We start from the raw sequence: 14406 nt of genomic DNA, 5'->3' as shown, positions 1-14406 counted from the left end.
CGGCATGGGAGAAGCAGCCTTCTCAGACCGCTTGGAGTATCTGTTCCGCACGATGCCCAACCCCGACGGCAGGCGATACACCGCCGACGAGGTCTCGCGCCGAGCCACCGCGCAGGGCTTTCCGATCTCGGCCGTCTACGTGGCCCAGCTGCGCTCCGGCCTGAAGCAGAATCCGTCGTTGAAGCATGCCACCGGCCTGGCCGCGGCGTTCGGCGTCGATATCCGCTTCTTCACCGACGACGACGCCTGGCAGCGCGGGCGCCAAGAGATCGAGTATCTGCGCCTGAGCACCGCGCCGGGCCTGGAGGCGATCGCCTTCCGCGCGATGGATCTGTCCCAGCAGTCGCTGGCCTCGCTGATCGACTACCTCAAATTCCTGCGTGTGCAGGAGGGGCTCCCGGCCGATCCGCCGGACCTGCCCGAAGCCCGATCGTGACCCATTCAGACCGAAGTTACCGATTTGTGGCGCGAGTCACAGGTTCGACACAGTCCGGAAAACCGCGCGCCGACCGGGCGATCACCGGGACTTTGACCTAGATCACAGTCCGTTTCGCACGCTTATGAAACTTTAAGTTACTTTTCAGCAACATTCCCTTGGACACTTGACCATAGGTGCTCGGTCGAGGACCTGCGGCCCCGGAAACGGGACCGCGCCACTGAGGGAAAGCAAAGTTATGAAGTTCAGCAAGATCGCCGCAACCTCGGCTTTGGTTATCGCGGCTCTCGGCATCGCTACCGGCACTTCGCATGCCGAGCCGGCCCCGTCCCCGGTCATCCCGTCGTTCCTCGACGGCGTGAACCAGGGCGTCCAGCAGGTGCTGCCCAGCATCGGCTGGAAGACCTCCATCGAGGGCGATTCGGTGGTCGTCGAGACCGACGCCGGCTCGCTCACCACCGACAACGGCCAGTTCCAGGTGCGTGACGACAGCGGCAACGTGGTCGTCGGCCTGCCGCTCGCCTACACCCTGAACGATCTGGAATACCCGATCAACGCCAGCGTCGACGGCCTGCGCGCCACCCTGACCCCGGTCAAGGACGCGGGCGCGGCCCATCCGGTCGGCCTGCGCCACGATGTCGTCAAGCAGGACGCCTTCGATGACGCCGTCTCCGCCGCGGCCACCCAGTTCGGCATCATCACCGCCATCGGCACCCTGATCGGCACCATCGTCGGCGGCGGCTTCGGCTGCGCCGTCGGCGGTGCGGGCGGCCTGATCCTGGGCCTGCCGATCCTGGACCTGGGCGGCGCGACCGGCATCGCCGGCTGCCTCGCCGGTGCCGCCGTCGGCATCCCGCTGGGTGCCGCCGCCGGTCTCGTCATCACCGGCGTGCCCGCGGCCATCGTGGTCGGCATCGGTTTCGTCAACCGGATCAACGCGCCCGAGAACCAGTAGCGCGCCGATCTTCCGGCCCGGCCCGCACCCGCGGGCCGGGCCGTTCGCGTTCCGCCCGACCCGGGCCGCGACTGAGTCACCGCGCCCGGGTGGCCACGATTCCCGCGATGATGATGCGCAGCCCGCGGTCGAACTCGTCGTCGGGGTCGGCGCTGAAACCGCCCGCGACCAGCTGCGCGGTGCGCGGGTAGCGCTGCGGGTCGACCAGCTGTGAGTACTCGTCGTAGGGGTTGTCGCCGCCGTATTCCGTGCCCGTGCGGGACTGCTCCTCGATGACGAACCCGACGGTGTAGTGGAGCATGATCGGAAACACGCGCTCGGCGTCGGCGGGCGCGAACCCCGCGTCGTCGAGCATGCGCAGCGTCAATTCGATGGTGCGCCAAAGGTGTTCATCGTCGATGAAGGTGCCCGCGAGCACCTTCGCGCCGTCGCGGTAGCGCAGCATGGCCCGGCGCAACCGGGTGGCCAGCCCGGTCAGCCAGTCCTGCCAGTCCTCACCCTGCCGCGGCGCCTCCACCCCGGTGACGGCCGCGACGAACACCGCGCGCGCCATCGCGTCGAGCAGTTCGCGCTTGTTCTTGACGTGCCAATACAGCGCGGGCGCCTGCACATTCAGCGCCGCGGCCACCTTGCGCATGGTCAGGCCGTCGAGGCCGAGCTCGTCGAGCAGGCCCAGCGCGGCCTCGGCGATCGCCTTCGTGTCGAGCTTCGTATCCCTCACGGTTGACACCTTAACAATGTTCTGTTCTCCTTAACAACGTTAAAGAGCTTAACAGCGTTAAGGAGACGGATCATGGAAACCACCGAGGTAGTCATCGCGGGTGCCGGGCCGACCGGGCTGATGCTGGCCCTCGAGCTGCGGCGCGCCGGGGTGCGGGTACTCCTGGTCGACGGGCTCGCGCAGCGCACCGGCGAGTCGCGAGCCGGGGGCCTCCACGCGCGGACCATGGAACTGCTAGAACAGCGCGGGCTGCTCGACGCGCTGCTCGCGCAGGGGCGCACCATGCAAGCCGGGCACTTCGGCGGGCTGCCCTTGGACTTCAGCGATTTCGATACCCGCCACCCCCACATGTTGGCCGTCCTGCAATCGGTCATCGAACGCGAACTGGACAGCCGTGCCACGGAATCCGGTGCCCCGGTGCGGTGGAGTACACCGGTCACCGGGTTCCGGCAGGACGCGGCGGGTGTCGAAGTAGAACTCGGCGACCGTAGGATTCGGGCCGCCTATCTGATCGGCTGCGACGGCGGGCGCAGCGCGGTCCGCAAGCTCGCGGGCATCGACTTCACCGGCACCGACGCGACCATGACCGGCATGCTCGCCGACGTCGAACTCGCCGACCCACCGCCCGCGCAGTTCTTCGGCCGCAGGCAGGGCGCCGGCGACTTCTCGGCGATCCAGTTCGAGCCCGGCTGGTACCGCCTCATCCTGCACCGCCACGATCTGGTGGCCGAGCGCGGCGCCACGCTGTCCTTCGAGGACTTCCGCCGCTACTACACCGAGACCGCGGGCACCGACTTCGGAATGCACAGTCCGCGTTGGGTTTCGCAGTTCGGTGACGCGGCTCGCCAGGCCGTCCGCTACCGGGCCGGCCGGGTCTTCCTCGCCGGTGACGCCGCCCACGTCCACTTCCCGGCCGGTGGCCAGGGCCAGAATCTGGGTATCCAGGACGCGGTCAACCTCGGCTGGAAGCTCGCGGCGGTGCTGCGCGGCAACGCCTCCGACGCACTGCTGGACACCTACGAGAGCGAACGGCACCCGGTCGCGGCGCGCGTGCTCCAGAACACCCGCGCCCAGACCGCGCTCCAGCGTCCCGGAGCGCATTCGGATGCCCTGCGCCAGACCATGAGTGAGCTCATCGGCATGGACGAGGTGCGCCGGCGGCTCGGTCTCATGATCACGGCGCTCGACATCCGCTACGACAGCGAGGGTGCGCACCCGCTGTGCGGCCGCCGCGTCTCCGATGCCGAACTCGACGGGGGCACCCGGGTCCATCGCGTCCTTTCGACGCGCCCGACGCTGTTGAGCAGCAACGGAACCGAGGTGCCGCCGGGCTGGAAGGATCGCGTCGACACGGTGCACATCGTGAGCGCGGAACCGGCCTGGCAAGTACCCGGCCTCGGCGAAATCCCCGCTCCCGCCGCCGTTCTCGTCCGGCCCGACGGCTACGTCGCCTGGGCGTCGGACACGGGTGACGCGGGGTTGACCGACGCGCTCACCACCTGGTTCGGCGCCTCCACCGAACCACGGTGGCCCGGTGTGTGATCGGGGACCCGGGATGGCTCCCGCGGTGGCACGATGGGAGCCGTGTCCTCGTTACATCCCACGTATCCGGTTCGCACCGAGCGGCTGTTGCTCCGCCCGCTGACGACCGGCGACGTCGACGCCCTGCTCACCTACCGCAGTCGGCCGGAGGTCTGCCGGTACGTGCCGTTCGAGCCGATGACCCGCGAACTGATCCTGGAGCGGCTCGAAACCCTCTGGGCGAATACCGGGCTCACCGATGAGGGGCAGGCGCTCACCCTCGGGATCGAGGTGGCGAGCACCGGCGCCCTCATCGGCGACGCGATCCTGTTCTGGCACAGCAAGCTGCACGGCGCCGGCGAGATCGGCTACGTCCTGCATCCCGACGCGAGCGGGCACGGCTACGCCACCGAGGCGGCGCACGCCATGCTGCGCCTGGGCTTCGAGGAACTCGGCCTGCACCGCATCGTCGCGCGCCTGGACGAGCGCAACACCGCCTCCGCCGCCGTCGCCCGCCGCCTGGGCATGCGCGCGGAAGCCCGGCTGGTCCACAACGAGTTCTTCAAGGGCGAATGGGCCACCGAACTCGACTTCGCCCTGCTGGAAAGCGAATGGCCCCCGACAATCGCTCCGGAAGATCCCTGATCTAGCCCGGCTGGTACGCCGCGACGAACGCCGTATCCACGCCCAGTACGCCGAGGCGCGTGGCGCCGCCGGGATCGCCGAGCGCGGCCTCGCGGCCGGGCAGCACCTCGGTGAAGAAGCGCGCGTTCTCGGCCACGAAGACCTCTTCCCCGGCGGGCATGTCGTCCTCGTAGTAGATCGCCTCCACCGGGCAGGCCGGTTCGCACGCGGAGCAGTCGATGCATTCGTCGGGGTTGATGTAGGCCATCCGGTCGCCGACGTAGATGCAGTCGAGCGGGCATTCCTCGATGCAGGCCCGGTCCAGCACGTCGACGCAGGCTGCTCCGATGACGAAAGTCATGATGTCTCCTCGGTTTTCCCTGCCCGCACGGGACAGAGTTCCACCCTCACCGCCCGCGTCCCGCTCCGGTAGACACCGAAAGCCGAGCACCTCATCAGCCCGGCTTATGGCCCGATGCCGCATAATCCCCGCATGACCCTCCCCCCGGGCACACCCGACCTGGAGGTGCTCGATCTCCTCGTCTCGGTCGCCGAGCTGGGCAGCCTCGGCGCCGCCGCCCGCCGGCACGCCATCAGCCAGCCCGCCGCGAGCATGCGGATCGCCGCGCTGGAACGGCGCCTGCACCTGCGGCTGCTCGACCGCGGGCCCACCGGCTCCGTGCTGACCGAGCCGGGCCGCGCCGTCGTCGCGCACGCCCAACCGGTGCTCGCCGCGGCGCACGCCTTCAGCTCCGCCGTCGCCGCGCTGCAAGCCGCCGACCGGCCCAGATTGCGCATCGCGGCCTCGAAAACCATTGCCGATCACCGGATGCCGCACTGGCTCGCGGCGTTGCGGCAGGCCCGGCCCGAGGTCACGGTGGCACTGGAGGTGGGCAACTCCCGGCAGGTCGAGGCGTGGGTACAGCAGGCGCAGGCCGACGTCGGGTTCGTCGAGGGTCCGCACGCCCCGGTCGAACTCGCGAGCCGGGTGCTGGGCGCCGACGATCTGGTGGTCGTAGTCGGGCGCGGTCATCCGTGGGCGCGCCGCCGCGAGCCGCTGACCGTGCGCGAGCTGGCCGGTACGGCGCTGCTGTGGCGCGAACCCGGCTCCGGCACCCGCGACACCGTGTGGGAACTGCTCGCCGCCGAGACCGAACCTCACTCCCCCGCAGCTGAATTGGGTTCCACGGCGGCGATCCTGACCACCGCGCGCACCGGCACCGCACCCGCGGTCCTGAGCCGGCTCGTCGCCGGTGCCGCCCTGGCCGCGGGCGACCTGATCGAAATCCCGCTCGCCGACGCGGTCCTGACCCGGAACTTTCGCGCCGTGTGGCGCCGCCGGTCCCCACCCGCGGGCCCCGGCGAACTGCTCGTTCGCTACGCCGAGGGCATCGAACAGCACGGACCGGCCTGATTCTCCCGTGCGGCCGCGAGTCGCCCGGACTACGGTTGTCCGGTGGCAGATTTCGCGGAGGACATGCCGGACTGGCCCGCTGCGGGCCCGCGCTTGCGCCCGGTGCTGCGGCCGGTCACCTACGGCATCGAGCTCACCCCGCGACCGCTGTCGCGCCCCGTATTCCCGTTCGTCCACGAGTTCGTCGCGCTGGACAAACCCGAATCGCGGATCATCGTCTCGGCGGATTCCCTCGCGCGGTGGGGCGTCTCCGCCGACGAGGTCTTCGCCACCGCCCGCGCGAATCTGGCCGCCCTGGTCGAACCGCACGACGGCGCCGGTGACAGCGTCCTGCGCTACGTCGATGACGGCAACGCCTACTTCGCCTCCTGGCTGCTGGCGCCCGGTTGGCTGGCGTCCTTCCGCGCCGGCTACGGCGACCGCCGCCCGGTCGCCTTCATGCCCGACACCGACAGCCTGATCGTGGTGCCCGATGTACCGGCGCTGCTCGCCCGGACCTACGAACTGGCCGAGGAGCAGTACCGCGGCGCCGAGCACCGGCTCTCGCCGCAGGGCTACACCCTCGACGCGCGGGACACCGTCGTCCCGTTCGATCAGGCCGGCCCGCACGAGCAGCTGCCCGCCGCCCGGCGCGCGAGCCGCGGCCTGGCCGCCGCCGAGTACGCGATCCAAACGCACTGGCTCCGAGAAACTTTCGAGGACCAGTACGAAATACCCGAGTACGACTTGGAGCCCGCCTATGTGGCGGCGGCCCAGTTCGTCAGCACCACCGACGGCCCCTGCACCCTCACCGTTTGGGGCGAGGACGTCGACTACCTGCTCCCCCACACGGACTACGTCGCCTTCTGTCAGGACAGCGAATCAGGCGGCATAGAAAGGCTTTTCGAGGTTCCCTTCGCCGCCGTCACCGAAATCACCGGTCTCACACCGATCCCCGGCATGCATCCGCCCCGCTACGAGATCCGCGGCTGGCCCGCGCCCGAGCAGCTCGCCCGGCTGGCACAGGCCGCCGTCACCCTGTCTCCCGAGCCGGCATGACCACGCGATTCCTCCACGCCGACGCGGCCACCGCGGCGGAGCACACCGAGGCGCTGCTGGAGGTGTACGCGGAGGTTTTCGCGGAGCCGCCCTACAACGAGGGACCGGAGCAGCTGGCGCGCTTCCGCGAGCTGCTGGCCGTGGAGCGGACCGAACCGGGATTCGAGCTCGTGCGGGCCGTCGAGGACGGCGAGCTGGTCGGCATGGCCTACGGATTCACCCTGGCGGCCGGCACCTGGTGGCCGGACGCCGACACACCCCCGTCGCCCGCCGACCTGGCGGTACCGAAGTTCGCGGTGATGGAATTGGCTGTGCGCCGGTCACATCGGGGTCGCGGGCTGGGCCGCGGGCTGCTCGAGGCCTTGGTGGCGGCCCGGCCCGAGCCGCTCGCCATTCTCAGCGTTGACCCGTCGGCCCCGGCCGACGCGATGTACCGGGCCTGGGGCTGGCGTCCGGCAGGCTGCACCATTCCGTCCCAGGAAAGCCACAGAAAATACAACATCCTGTGTTTCGATCAGCCTGTGATGACGGAATGAGCGCCGACGGGATCGATACGCAGCTCGCACAATGGCAGGCCTACCTGCGCAAGCACAGCACCCAGACGGACGATCGGCTGCAAGCCGGTATCGACGAATTGACCACTGCCGGACTCGCGCCCGACGAGAGCTTCCTGGTCGCGCTGAAACGCCTTGCCGCCGAGGAGGGCCCGGCACGCGAATTCGCGCGGGCCCACTCGGCGCGGCTGTGGCGTGAACTGGTGCTGAACGAGCGGTCCGAACGCGGCGGCAACCGCCCCGCGCTGCTCACCATGCTCGGGTGCGCGGCGCTGGCGGCCGTCGCGATCAAGGCGCCCGCCCTGTTCGGCGTCGACTTCGACGACGGCGATTTCTATCTGCGCAACCTCGCGCTGTTCGCCCTGGCGCCGCTGGCGCTCTATTTCGGCCTGCGCCGCCAGCTGCGCCCCGCCGTCGTGGCCGCCGTGGCCGGACTGTTCGCGCTCGGCGCGGTCGCCTCGAATGCCTATGGGCTGGAAAGTGATTCGCAATCGGTGGTGCTGAGCGCCATCCATCTGCCCCTGGCCCTGTGGCTGGCCACCGGCGTCGCCTACGCGGGCGGCGACTGGCGCTCACACCACCGCCGCATGGATTTCATCCGCTTCACCGGCGAATGGGTGGTCTACCTGGTCCTGATCGGCCTGGGCGGCGGCGTGCTCACCGGCATCACGGTCGGCACCTTCGGCGCCATCGGCATCGACGTGGAGACCTTCACCAGCGAATGGCTGCTGCCCTGCGGCGCGGTCGCGGCGATCGTGGTGGCGGCCTGGCTGGTGGAGACCAGGCAGGGCGTCCTCGAGACCATCGCCCCGATGCTGACCAGGATCTTCACCCCGCTGTTCACCGTCGTGCTGCTCGCCCTGCTGGTCGGTTTCGGCCTGAGCAGCACCGGCCTCGAGGCGGACCGCGAGGTGCTCATCCTGTTCGACCTGCTGCTGGTGGTGATCCTCGGCCTGCTGCTCTACGGCCTCTCGGCCATCGACCGCCCGGACGAGCCGACGCTGTTCGACAAGCTCCAGCTGGGCCTGGTGGTCAGCGCCTTGCTGGTCGACGTGCTGGTGCTCACCGCCATCACCAGCCGCATCACCGACTACGGGTCCACCCCGAACAAGATCGCCGCGCTCGGCGAGAACCTGATCCTGCTGGCCAACCTGGCCTGGTCGGCCTGGCTGCTGCTCGGATTCCTGCGCGGCCGAACGGCTTTCACCCGCCTGGAACGCTGGCAGACCGGCTACCTCGTCGTCTACGCGGCATGGGCCTGGATCGTGGTGCTGATCTTCCCGCCGCTCTTCGGTTTCCGCTGAGTCAGGCTCCGGCGGCGATGACGATCACCGGCTGCCGGCCCGGGTCCAGCCAGCGCAGGACGGCGTCGAGGTCGGCGGCGGCGATGGCGACGCAGCCCGCGGTCGGCTCGCCGGTGGCGACATGCAGGAAGAAAGCCGAGCCCGCACCCGGCCGCCCGGGCCAGCGGTTGTAGTCCATGACCACGGCGCGATCGTAAGCCGGGCCGACCACGCCGAGTCGCTCGCTGGCGCGCTCGTCGAACGGGCACAGGCCGGGCGGGCACAGGAACGGCAGGTTGTAGAACGGCGAGCGGGAGTCGCCGACCCACCAATCCCACGGTGTCAGTTGGCGATACGGCAGCCGGGTGCCGTTGCCGGGGCGGTTGCCGAAGGCATGGGTCAGCGCCCAGGTTCCGGCCGGAGTACGCGCGACGGCCTCACCGGCCGTGCCGATTCCCGCCGCGCCCACGAACGCGGGGAACGGTCCCAGCGCGCGAACCCACTTGCCGCCCAGCCGATCCCAGGCCGATAGCTCCGCTGTAGTCGAGGATGCCGAGGGCGCGACGACGGTGACGACCTGTCCGGCCGGGCCGTCGTAGGGCAGCGGCAGCGCTTCGGCCCGCGCCGGTGCGCCGGAGAACGCGACCACCGCCACCCCGAGGCACATCGCCGAACGCAACCGAGCGCGAAAGCCGCCAGTGGTCATCGGTCATTTTCTCCGGGTCCGCCACTCCGGTGGCCGACCGCCCGCGTAGCCAGCGTGTCGCCGCCCCGCGTCTCCTGCCGCGGTAGGGGTGAACATCGTCCCCTGGTAGGTATCGTCGGCGGCCGGCACCGGGCAGATTGGGGACGATCACCGTTCACAGGGGGAATCCGAACTCATGGCACCCATCACCGCCGGTACGCTGCGCGCCGGCCAGATCACCACGACGCTGCTGCAATCCGGCGATGTCACCTCGAAAGAAGCCGTGCTCTTCCTGCACGGCACCCCCGGCAACGCCGGGGACTGGCTACACTTCCTGCCCCTGGCCGGGGAGTTCACCCGCGCGATCGCCGTCGACCTGCCCGGCTACGGCGCCGCCCGCACCTTTCCCGGCTTCGACCATCGCGTCGAAGGCGACTACCGCACCTTCCTGCTCGCCGCCGTCGAGGCGCTGGGCCTGGAACGGGTGCACCTGGTCGGGCACGATTTCGGCGTCCCCTGGGGCCTGGCCTGGGCCGCGGCGCGACCCGAGCGGGTCGCCTCGGTCACCCTGATGAACGCGGGCGCGCTGCTGGGCTACCGCTGGCACGCCTACGCCAAGATCTGGCAGACCCCGCTGCTGGGCGAGGTGGTCCAGGCGGTGACCAACCGCTCCGGCATGCGCCGGCTGCTGCGCCGGTCCAACCCGCGGCTACCGCGCGAGTTCATCGACCACATGTACGCCGCCTACGACCAGCACACCCGCCGCACCGTGCTGGAGTTGTACCGCGCCGCTCGCGAGCCCTCCGGCATGCTCGCCGAGTCGGCTTTCGAGATTCCCCGCGACATCCCGGCGCTGATCCTGTGGGGCGAAGCCGATCCGTGGGTGCCCGCCCACTACGCCCAGGCCCAGGCCCGGATCTGGCCCGGCGCCGAGGTGCGGGTCCTGCCCGGCCTCGGACACTGGCCCTTCGCCGACGACCCGGAGGCGGTCGCGGCGTATCTGCTGCCTTTCCTGCGGCGGCACAGTGAGTAGAGACACCTAATCCGGTCGGGTAGGTGCACCGGTCCGGCGGGCCTCGTATTCGGCGAAGCTCGAAGCATGAACAGAACTTCCAGCGGGGGAACGCATCGGACGACGGCGCGGGAACGGGCGAGAAGCATTCGGCTGCAAGCTGTTTCGGGGGGCTTGACCGGCATCTACCACGCGGTCTCGGCGCATCCGGCGCTGTGGCGGCGGATGGCGCGGACCTATCATCCGAGCCTGGCCCACCTGGCGGCCGGTCACGCCGCGGCGGCCTGCCGCCTGGCCGCCGTGCAGGTGCCCGCCTATCGCGACTTCCTGCGGCAGGCCGGAGCCGGAAACGCCAAGCGGCTCAGCGAGTTTCCCGAGACCGACAAGATCGGCTACGCCGGCCGCTACGACGAGGAGAGCCGCTGCCGGGACGGGCGGCTGCACCGCCCGGGCGTGATCGTCGACGAGTCCTCGGGGTCGACCGGCAGGCCGTTCAACTGGGCGCGCGGCCCCGAGGAACTGCGCACGATCTACCGCAACGCGGCGGGGTACGTGCAGCTGGCGTTTCCCGGCGAGCGGTTGTTCGTCATCAACGCCTACTCGATGGGCGCGTGGGCGACCGGCACCACCACCGGCGCCGCCTTGGCGCGGATCGCGATGGTGAAGAACACCGGGCCGGATCTGGACAAGATCATCGACACCCTGCGGCACTTCGGACCGGGCTACGACTACATCGTGGCCGCCTACCCGCCGTTCCTCAAGCACCTGCGTGACCGGCTCGACGAGCTCGGATTCGACTGGGCCGCCTACCGATTGCAGGGCATGGTCGGCGGCGAAGCGCTGACCGAGGCGCTGCGCGACTATCTGGAGCAGCGGTTCGTCCGGGTGCGCTCGGGCTACGGGGCCAGCGATCTGTCGATCGGCATCGGGGCCGAGACCAGCTTCACCGTCCGGCTCCGTAAGCAGCTGGACGCGGATCCCGAACTGCGGCGCGAACTGCTCGGCCCGGACGAGCAGCGCTTGCCGATGATCTTCCACTACAACCCGCTGGAGACCTACCTGGAGGTCAACGAGCGCTCGGAACTGCTGTGCACCATCACCTCCCGGCACTGCCTGCAACCCAAACTGCGCTACAACATCGGTGACGAAGCCCGGGTGCACGCGCTGCCCGCGGTGCTGCGCGCGCTGCGCCGAGATCCGCTGCGCTGGGCCGAATTCGAACGCCACCGCGGCGCGGACCGGATGAATCTGCCGCTGCTGTTCCTGTTCGGCCGCACCGACAGCACCGTCTCCTACATGGGCGCGAACCTCTACCCCCAGGATGTCGAATACGGCCTCTACCAAGACAATCCGTATGCCGACCGGATCTCACGGTTCTGTCTGACCCTGGAGGAACTGCCCGACCTGGAATCGCGTCCGGTGGTCAACCTGGAACTGCGCGATACCGGCCTGGCCGCCGGCGATCGCCTCCGGCTGGCCGAGTCCTGCCGCGACGGCGTGCTGAGTCACCTCGCGCATGTCTCGCGCGATTTCGCCGCCTCGCTGCGCGAGGACCCGAGCGCCGCCGACCTGCGGGTCCGCCTGTTCGAACCCAATGCGGGCCCGTTCGCGGCGATGACCAAGCTCAAGAACTCCTACCTGGTGGAGGCGTCGTGAGAACCACCGATTTCCGTCTGGCCCCGCCGCAGGGGCAGGCGACGGCCATGTTCGTCGGCGCCACCCGCTATCGCGGCCTGCGCTCGATCTTCACCATGACCCGCACCTGGGTGCGGCTGGTGCGCGATATGCGGCGGATGCGCGGATACCGCTGGCACAAGGTCTATTACGAGTTCCCGTTCACCCTCGGGACCATCGCGTTCTTCGCCGATCGTGACGCCATGCTGGCCTTAGCGCGCAGTAAGCACCATCGCGAGCTGATGATCTGGGTGACCGACGAGACCAAGAACGCCACCGGCGGTTTCATCCGGCTGTACTACGCCGATCCCGCGGGCTACAGCAACGGCGTGTGGCGCGCCGAGGGCAACACGATGGGCCACATCCCGACCTTCACGCCGATGTCCACGGAGCAGGCGGGTCCGCCGGTGGTGCGGCGATGAGGTTCGAGCGGGTAGCGAATTCCCGCGCCCTGCGGGAATTCCTGGCCCTGCCGGGCCGCCTGCACGACCAGCGCTATGTGCCGACACCGCATCAGAGCATCGAGCGGTGGTACCGCGAAGGGATCGGACTGTATCTGCTGCGCGACCACACCGGCCGCGCGATCGCCCGCACCACCTTGCACACCGACGCGGCCTTCGACGCGAAGCTGACGCGCCGCACCCAGTTGTTCGGGCTCACCGAGTTCCAGCCCGGGGCCGCAGCCGCGCTGTTCGGCGAAATCTGTTCCGCCGCGGCGCGAGATGGTCGCCAGGCGGTCTTCGGCCCGGTGGCGCTGCTGCCCAATCAGGCGGGCGGCGTCATCACCTCCGGCTTCGCGGACCGCGGTTTCCTCGACAGCGCCTGGAATCCCGAGCACTACCCGCTGGAGTACGAATCCTTCGGCTTCACCCGGCGTTTCGAAGCCGACACCTGGATCTGCCCCACCACCGCCGATCCCGGCGCGGTGTTCGGCTTCGACGACACCCGCTTGGCGGCCGAGCAGCTGCGGGTGCACCGGGGCGAGAAGAAGAACATCGCCCGGCAGTTGCCGATCCTGCGGGAGATGCTCAACGCCTCGTTCGACCAACTCGGGTACTACACCAGCATTTCCGCTGAACAGCTGGCGGTCCAGACCGACGGACTGGCCTACCTGCTCGACGAATCGCTGCTGCTGTATCTGACCAAGGCGGAGCGCCCGGTGGCGTTCATCCTCTGCGTCCCCGACATATCCGAGTTCCTCGTCAAGGTCGGCGGCGACCTCGGTCTGCGTAATCAGCTGCGCCTGCTGGCCGTCCGCTCCCGGTATCGGCGTGCGGCGGTGCTCGTCATCAAGGGCACCGTCCCCGACCAGCAGGGTCACGGCTACATGCGCTATCTGTCGCGCGAGCTGCTCGGCAATCTGCGCGCGGGCGGCTACCAGCAGCTGCGCAGTACCTATGTCGAGCACGCGAATCCCGCTTCGGCACAGCACTTTCGGGCGATGGGCGGCCGCCCGTTGCACGGTTACACCTTCTACGACAAGGAGCTGCGGTGAACATCGACGCCGTGCGGGCGCTGGAGCCCGCCTTCCGGCGCGCGCCCAGCGCGCACAACACCCAGCCGTGGACCCTGACCTATCACGACGACCACGTCGACATCGGCTGGGATGCGGACCGCACCCTGCCCGAGAGCGATCCGAGCGGGCGCGATCTGATGCTCGCCCTCGGCGCGTTCGTCGAATGCTGCCTGATCGCCTGCGCGGACGCCGGATTGCCGATCACCTTCGAACCCGCCCCGGCGCCGGGGCGGATCGGCCGCCTCATCTCTGTCGGCGTGCCTTACGAGACGCCCTACACGATCGACGATCTGTATCGCCGCGCCAGTCATCGCGGTGCGTATCTGCCCGGCCCCCTGGACAATACGGTGTCTGCCCGGATCACCGGTCTCGCGACAGCCGGCGGTTGCCGGCTCGGCTACCTCCCCGCGAATAGCGCGAATCTGCTTGCACGAGAGGCCGACCGGCACTTGTTCAGCATCCCGGCGGTCGTCGCCGAACTGCGCACCTGGTTGCGGCTCACGCCCGTCGATCCGGGCTATCGACACGACGGCCTCACCGATAAGGCCTTGGGCCTCAGCCGATTCGAGGCCCGTGGCCTGCATCTCGCACTCGCCATCTATCCAGTCCTGCGTCACTTCGGCCTACCCCGGCTCTTGGCCGCACAGACCCGATTCGACGACGACGGCGAGCTTTTCGTCCTGATCGGTGACCCGGGTGCGCCCGTCGAAGCGGGCCGGGCCCTGCTGCGGATCTGGCTGGAGCTGGCTCGCCGCGGTCACGCCACCCACCCGCTCAGCCAGCTCATCGACTGCCCGGCCACCCGGGCGGTCCTCGCCGACCGGCTCGGCGTGGACGACCCGGCGCACCTGCTGCACATCGCCCGCGTCGGCAGACCGGCCACGGTGCCGGCCCCCTCCTACCGGCAAATCGCCAGCAGTTCCCACGGAAATAAAGTTAGGCTACCCTTCCGTTCGTGAGATTTAGCCTAACC

General features: G+C 69.5%; 16 protein-coding genes. 13 read left to right on the top strand and 3 right to left on the bottom strand.

Going from position 1 to position 14406, the window contains the following annotated elements; genetic code table 11:
* Positions 1-4 precede the first annotated feature (4 nt).
* Both AB0H76_RS03440 and AB0H76_RS03435 read left to right on the top strand, forming a co-directional pair.
* Positions 5-436 (top strand): XRE family transcriptional regulator, encoded by a 432-nt coding sequence (locus AB0H76_RS03440; RefSeq protein WP_357316753.1) that lies wholly within the window; start codon positions 5-7, stop codon positions 434-436.
* 238 nt (positions 437-674) lie between these two features.
* A complete protein-coding gene (locus tag AB0H76_RS03435) occupies positions 675-1391 on the top strand; it encodes a hypothetical protein (RefSeq protein WP_357316750.1) in 717 nt (238 codons plus the stop codon).
* Positions 1392-1467: 76 nt separating this feature from the next.
* Here the strand turns inward: AB0H76_RS03435 and AB0H76_RS03430 are convergent, their stop codons facing one another.
* Complete coding sequence (locus AB0H76_RS03430; protein ID WP_357316747.1) at positions 1468-2112, bottom strand: TetR/AcrR family transcriptional regulator C-terminal domain-containing protein; 645 nt, start codon at positions 2110-2112, stop codon at positions 1468-1470.
* 72 nt (positions 2113-2184) lie between these two features.
* On the opposite strand from AB0H76_RS03430, the gene AB0H76_RS03425 reads away from it, so the two are divergent.
* Together AB0H76_RS03425 and AB0H76_RS03420 are read left to right on the top strand one after the other, a co-directional pair.
* Positions 2185-3654: an FAD-dependent monooxygenase gene (locus AB0H76_RS03425; protein WP_357316744.1), complete on the top strand. Its 1470-nt coding sequence runs from the start codon at positions 2185-2187 to the stop codon at positions 3652-3654.
* A 42-nt stretch (positions 3655-3696) separates the two neighbouring features.
* Positions 3697-4278, top strand: a complete 582-nt coding sequence (locus tag AB0H76_RS03420) for a GNAT family N-acetyltransferase (RefSeq protein WP_357316742.1) — start codon at positions 3697-3699, stop codon at positions 4276-4278.
* A gap of 1 nt (position 4279) precedes the next feature.
* On the opposite strand, the gene fdxA is transcribed toward AB0H76_RS03420, so the two are convergent.
* Positions 4280-4618, bottom strand: a complete 339-nt coding sequence (gene fdxA, locus AB0H76_RS03415; RefSeq protein WP_357316739.1) for a ferredoxin — start codon at positions 4616-4618, stop codon at positions 4280-4282.
* A 132-nt stretch (positions 4619-4750) separates the two neighbouring features.
* Here fdxA and AB0H76_RS03410 point away from each other — a divergent pair, with 132 nt between their 5' ends.
* From AB0H76_RS03410 to AB0H76_RS03395, 4 genes are read left to right on the top strand one after another with little or no spacing between them, the layout of a single operon-like run.
* Positions 4751-5671, top strand: a complete 921-nt coding sequence (locus AB0H76_RS03410; RefSeq protein WP_357316736.1) for a LysR family transcriptional regulator — start codon at positions 4751-4753, stop codon at positions 5669-5671.
* Between the two features lie 42 nt (positions 5672-5713).
* Positions 5714-6709 carry a hypothetical protein gene (locus AB0H76_RS03405; protein ID WP_357316733.1) on the top strand — a complete coding sequence of 332 codons (996 nt, stop codon included), beginning with the start codon at positions 5714-5716 and terminating at the stop codon, positions 6707-6709.
* On the top strand, positions 6706-7245 hold the full coding sequence (locus tag AB0H76_RS03400) for a GNAT family N-acetyltransferase (protein ID WP_357316730.1): 540 nt from the start codon (positions 6706-6708) through the stop codon (positions 7243-7245). The genes AB0H76_RS03405 and AB0H76_RS03400 overlap by 4 nt, the downstream gene beginning before the upstream one ends.
* The gene (locus AB0H76_RS03395) at positions 7242-8567 is read left to right on the top strand and encodes a hypothetical protein (protein ID WP_357316728.1); all 1326 of its coding nucleotides are present in this window, start codon (positions 7242-7244) and stop codon (positions 8565-8567) included. Before AB0H76_RS03400 ends, AB0H76_RS03395 begins: the two co-directional genes overlap by 4 nt.
* A 1-nt stretch (position 8568) precedes the next feature.
* On the opposite strand, the gene AB0H76_RS03390 is transcribed toward AB0H76_RS03395, so the two are convergent.
* On the bottom strand, positions 8569-9252 hold the full coding sequence (locus AB0H76_RS03390; RefSeq protein WP_357316725.1) for a L,D-transpeptidase family protein: 684 nt from the start codon (positions 9250-9252) through the stop codon (positions 8569-8571).
* Between the two features lie 175 nt (positions 9253-9427).
* On the opposite strand from AB0H76_RS03390, the gene AB0H76_RS03385 reads away from it, so the two are divergent.
* The 5 genes from AB0H76_RS03385 to AB0H76_RS03365 all read left to right on the top strand — a co-directional run bounded on the left by AB0H76_RS03385 (position 9428) and on the right by AB0H76_RS03365 (position 14392).
* Positions 9428-10264, top strand: coding sequence for an alpha/beta hydrolase (locus tag AB0H76_RS03385; protein WP_357316722.1), 837 nt, complete (start codon positions 9428-9430; stop codon positions 10262-10264).
* Between the two features lie 153 nt (positions 10265-10417).
* Positions 10418-11899, top strand: coding sequence for a hypothetical protein (locus tag AB0H76_RS03380; protein WP_357316719.1), 1482 nt, complete (start codon positions 10418-10420; stop codon positions 11897-11899).
* On the top strand, positions 11896-12339 hold the full coding sequence (locus AB0H76_RS03375; protein ID WP_357316717.1) for a hypothetical protein: 444 nt from the start codon (positions 11896-11898) through the stop codon (positions 12337-12339). Before AB0H76_RS03380 ends, AB0H76_RS03375 begins: the two co-directional genes overlap by 4 nt.
* On the top strand, positions 12336-13412 hold the full coding sequence (locus AB0H76_RS03370) for a hypothetical protein (protein ID WP_357316714.1): 1077 nt from the start codon (positions 12336-12338) through the stop codon (positions 13410-13412). Before AB0H76_RS03375 ends, AB0H76_RS03370 begins: the two co-directional genes overlap by 4 nt.
* Positions 13409-14392 (top strand): hypothetical protein, encoded by a 984-nt coding sequence (locus tag AB0H76_RS03365; protein WP_357316711.1) that lies wholly within the window; start codon positions 13409-13411, stop codon positions 14390-14392. Before AB0H76_RS03370 ends, AB0H76_RS03365 begins: the two co-directional genes overlap by 4 nt.
* The last annotated feature ends 14 nt before the right edge of the window (positions 14393-14406 follow it).

Source organism: Nocardia sp. NPDC050712, assembly GCF_040654295.1.
Lineage (GTDB): Bacteria > Actinomycetota > Actinomycetes > Mycobacteriales > Mycobacteriaceae > Nocardia.
The sequence above is the reverse complement of the archived record's forward strand: the minus strand, read 5'-3'. Positions and strand labels throughout refer to the sequence as shown.

What these genes read in the sequence shown, in the direction of transcription:
- AB0H76_RS03440 (WP_357316753.1), top strand. Translation starts at nt 5, where the DNA reads ATGGGAGAAGCAGCCTTCTCAGACCGCTTGGAGTATCTGTTCCGCACG.
- AB0H76_RS03435 (WP_357316750.1), top strand. Translation starts at nt 675, where the DNA reads ATGAAGTTCAGCAAGATCGCCGCAACCTCGGCTTTGGTTATCGCGGCT.
- AB0H76_RS03425 (WP_357316744.1), top strand. Translation starts at nt 2,185, where the DNA reads ATGGAAACCACCGAGGTAGTCATCGCGGGTGCCGGGCCGACCGGGCTG.
- fdxA (WP_357316739.1), bottom strand. Translation starts at nt 4,618, where the DNA reads ATGACTTTCGTCATCGGAGCAGCCTGCGTCGACGTGCTGGACCGGGCC.
- AB0H76_RS03410 (WP_357316736.1), top strand. Translation starts at nt 4,751, where the DNA reads ATGACCCTCCCCCCGGGCACACCCGACCTGGAGGTGCTCGATCTCCTC.
- AB0H76_RS03400 (WP_357316730.1), top strand. Translation starts at nt 6,706, where the DNA reads ATGACCACGCGATTCCTCCACGCCGACGCGGCCACCGCGGCGGAGCAC.
- AB0H76_RS03395 (WP_357316728.1), top strand. Translation starts at nt 7,242, where the DNA reads ATGAGCGCCGACGGGATCGATACGCAGCTCGCACAATGGCAGGCCTAC.
- AB0H76_RS03390 (WP_357316725.1), bottom strand. Translation starts at nt 9,252, where the DNA reads ATGACCACTGGCGGCTTTCGCGCTCGGTTGCGTTCGGCGATGTGCCTC.
- AB0H76_RS03385 (WP_357316722.1), top strand. Translation starts at nt 9,428, where the DNA reads ATGGCACCCATCACCGCCGGTACGCTGCGCGCCGGCCAGATCACCACG.
- AB0H76_RS03370 (WP_357316714.1), top strand. Translation starts at nt 12,336, where the DNA reads ATGAGGTTCGAGCGGGTAGCGAATTCCCGCGCCCTGCGGGAATTCCTG.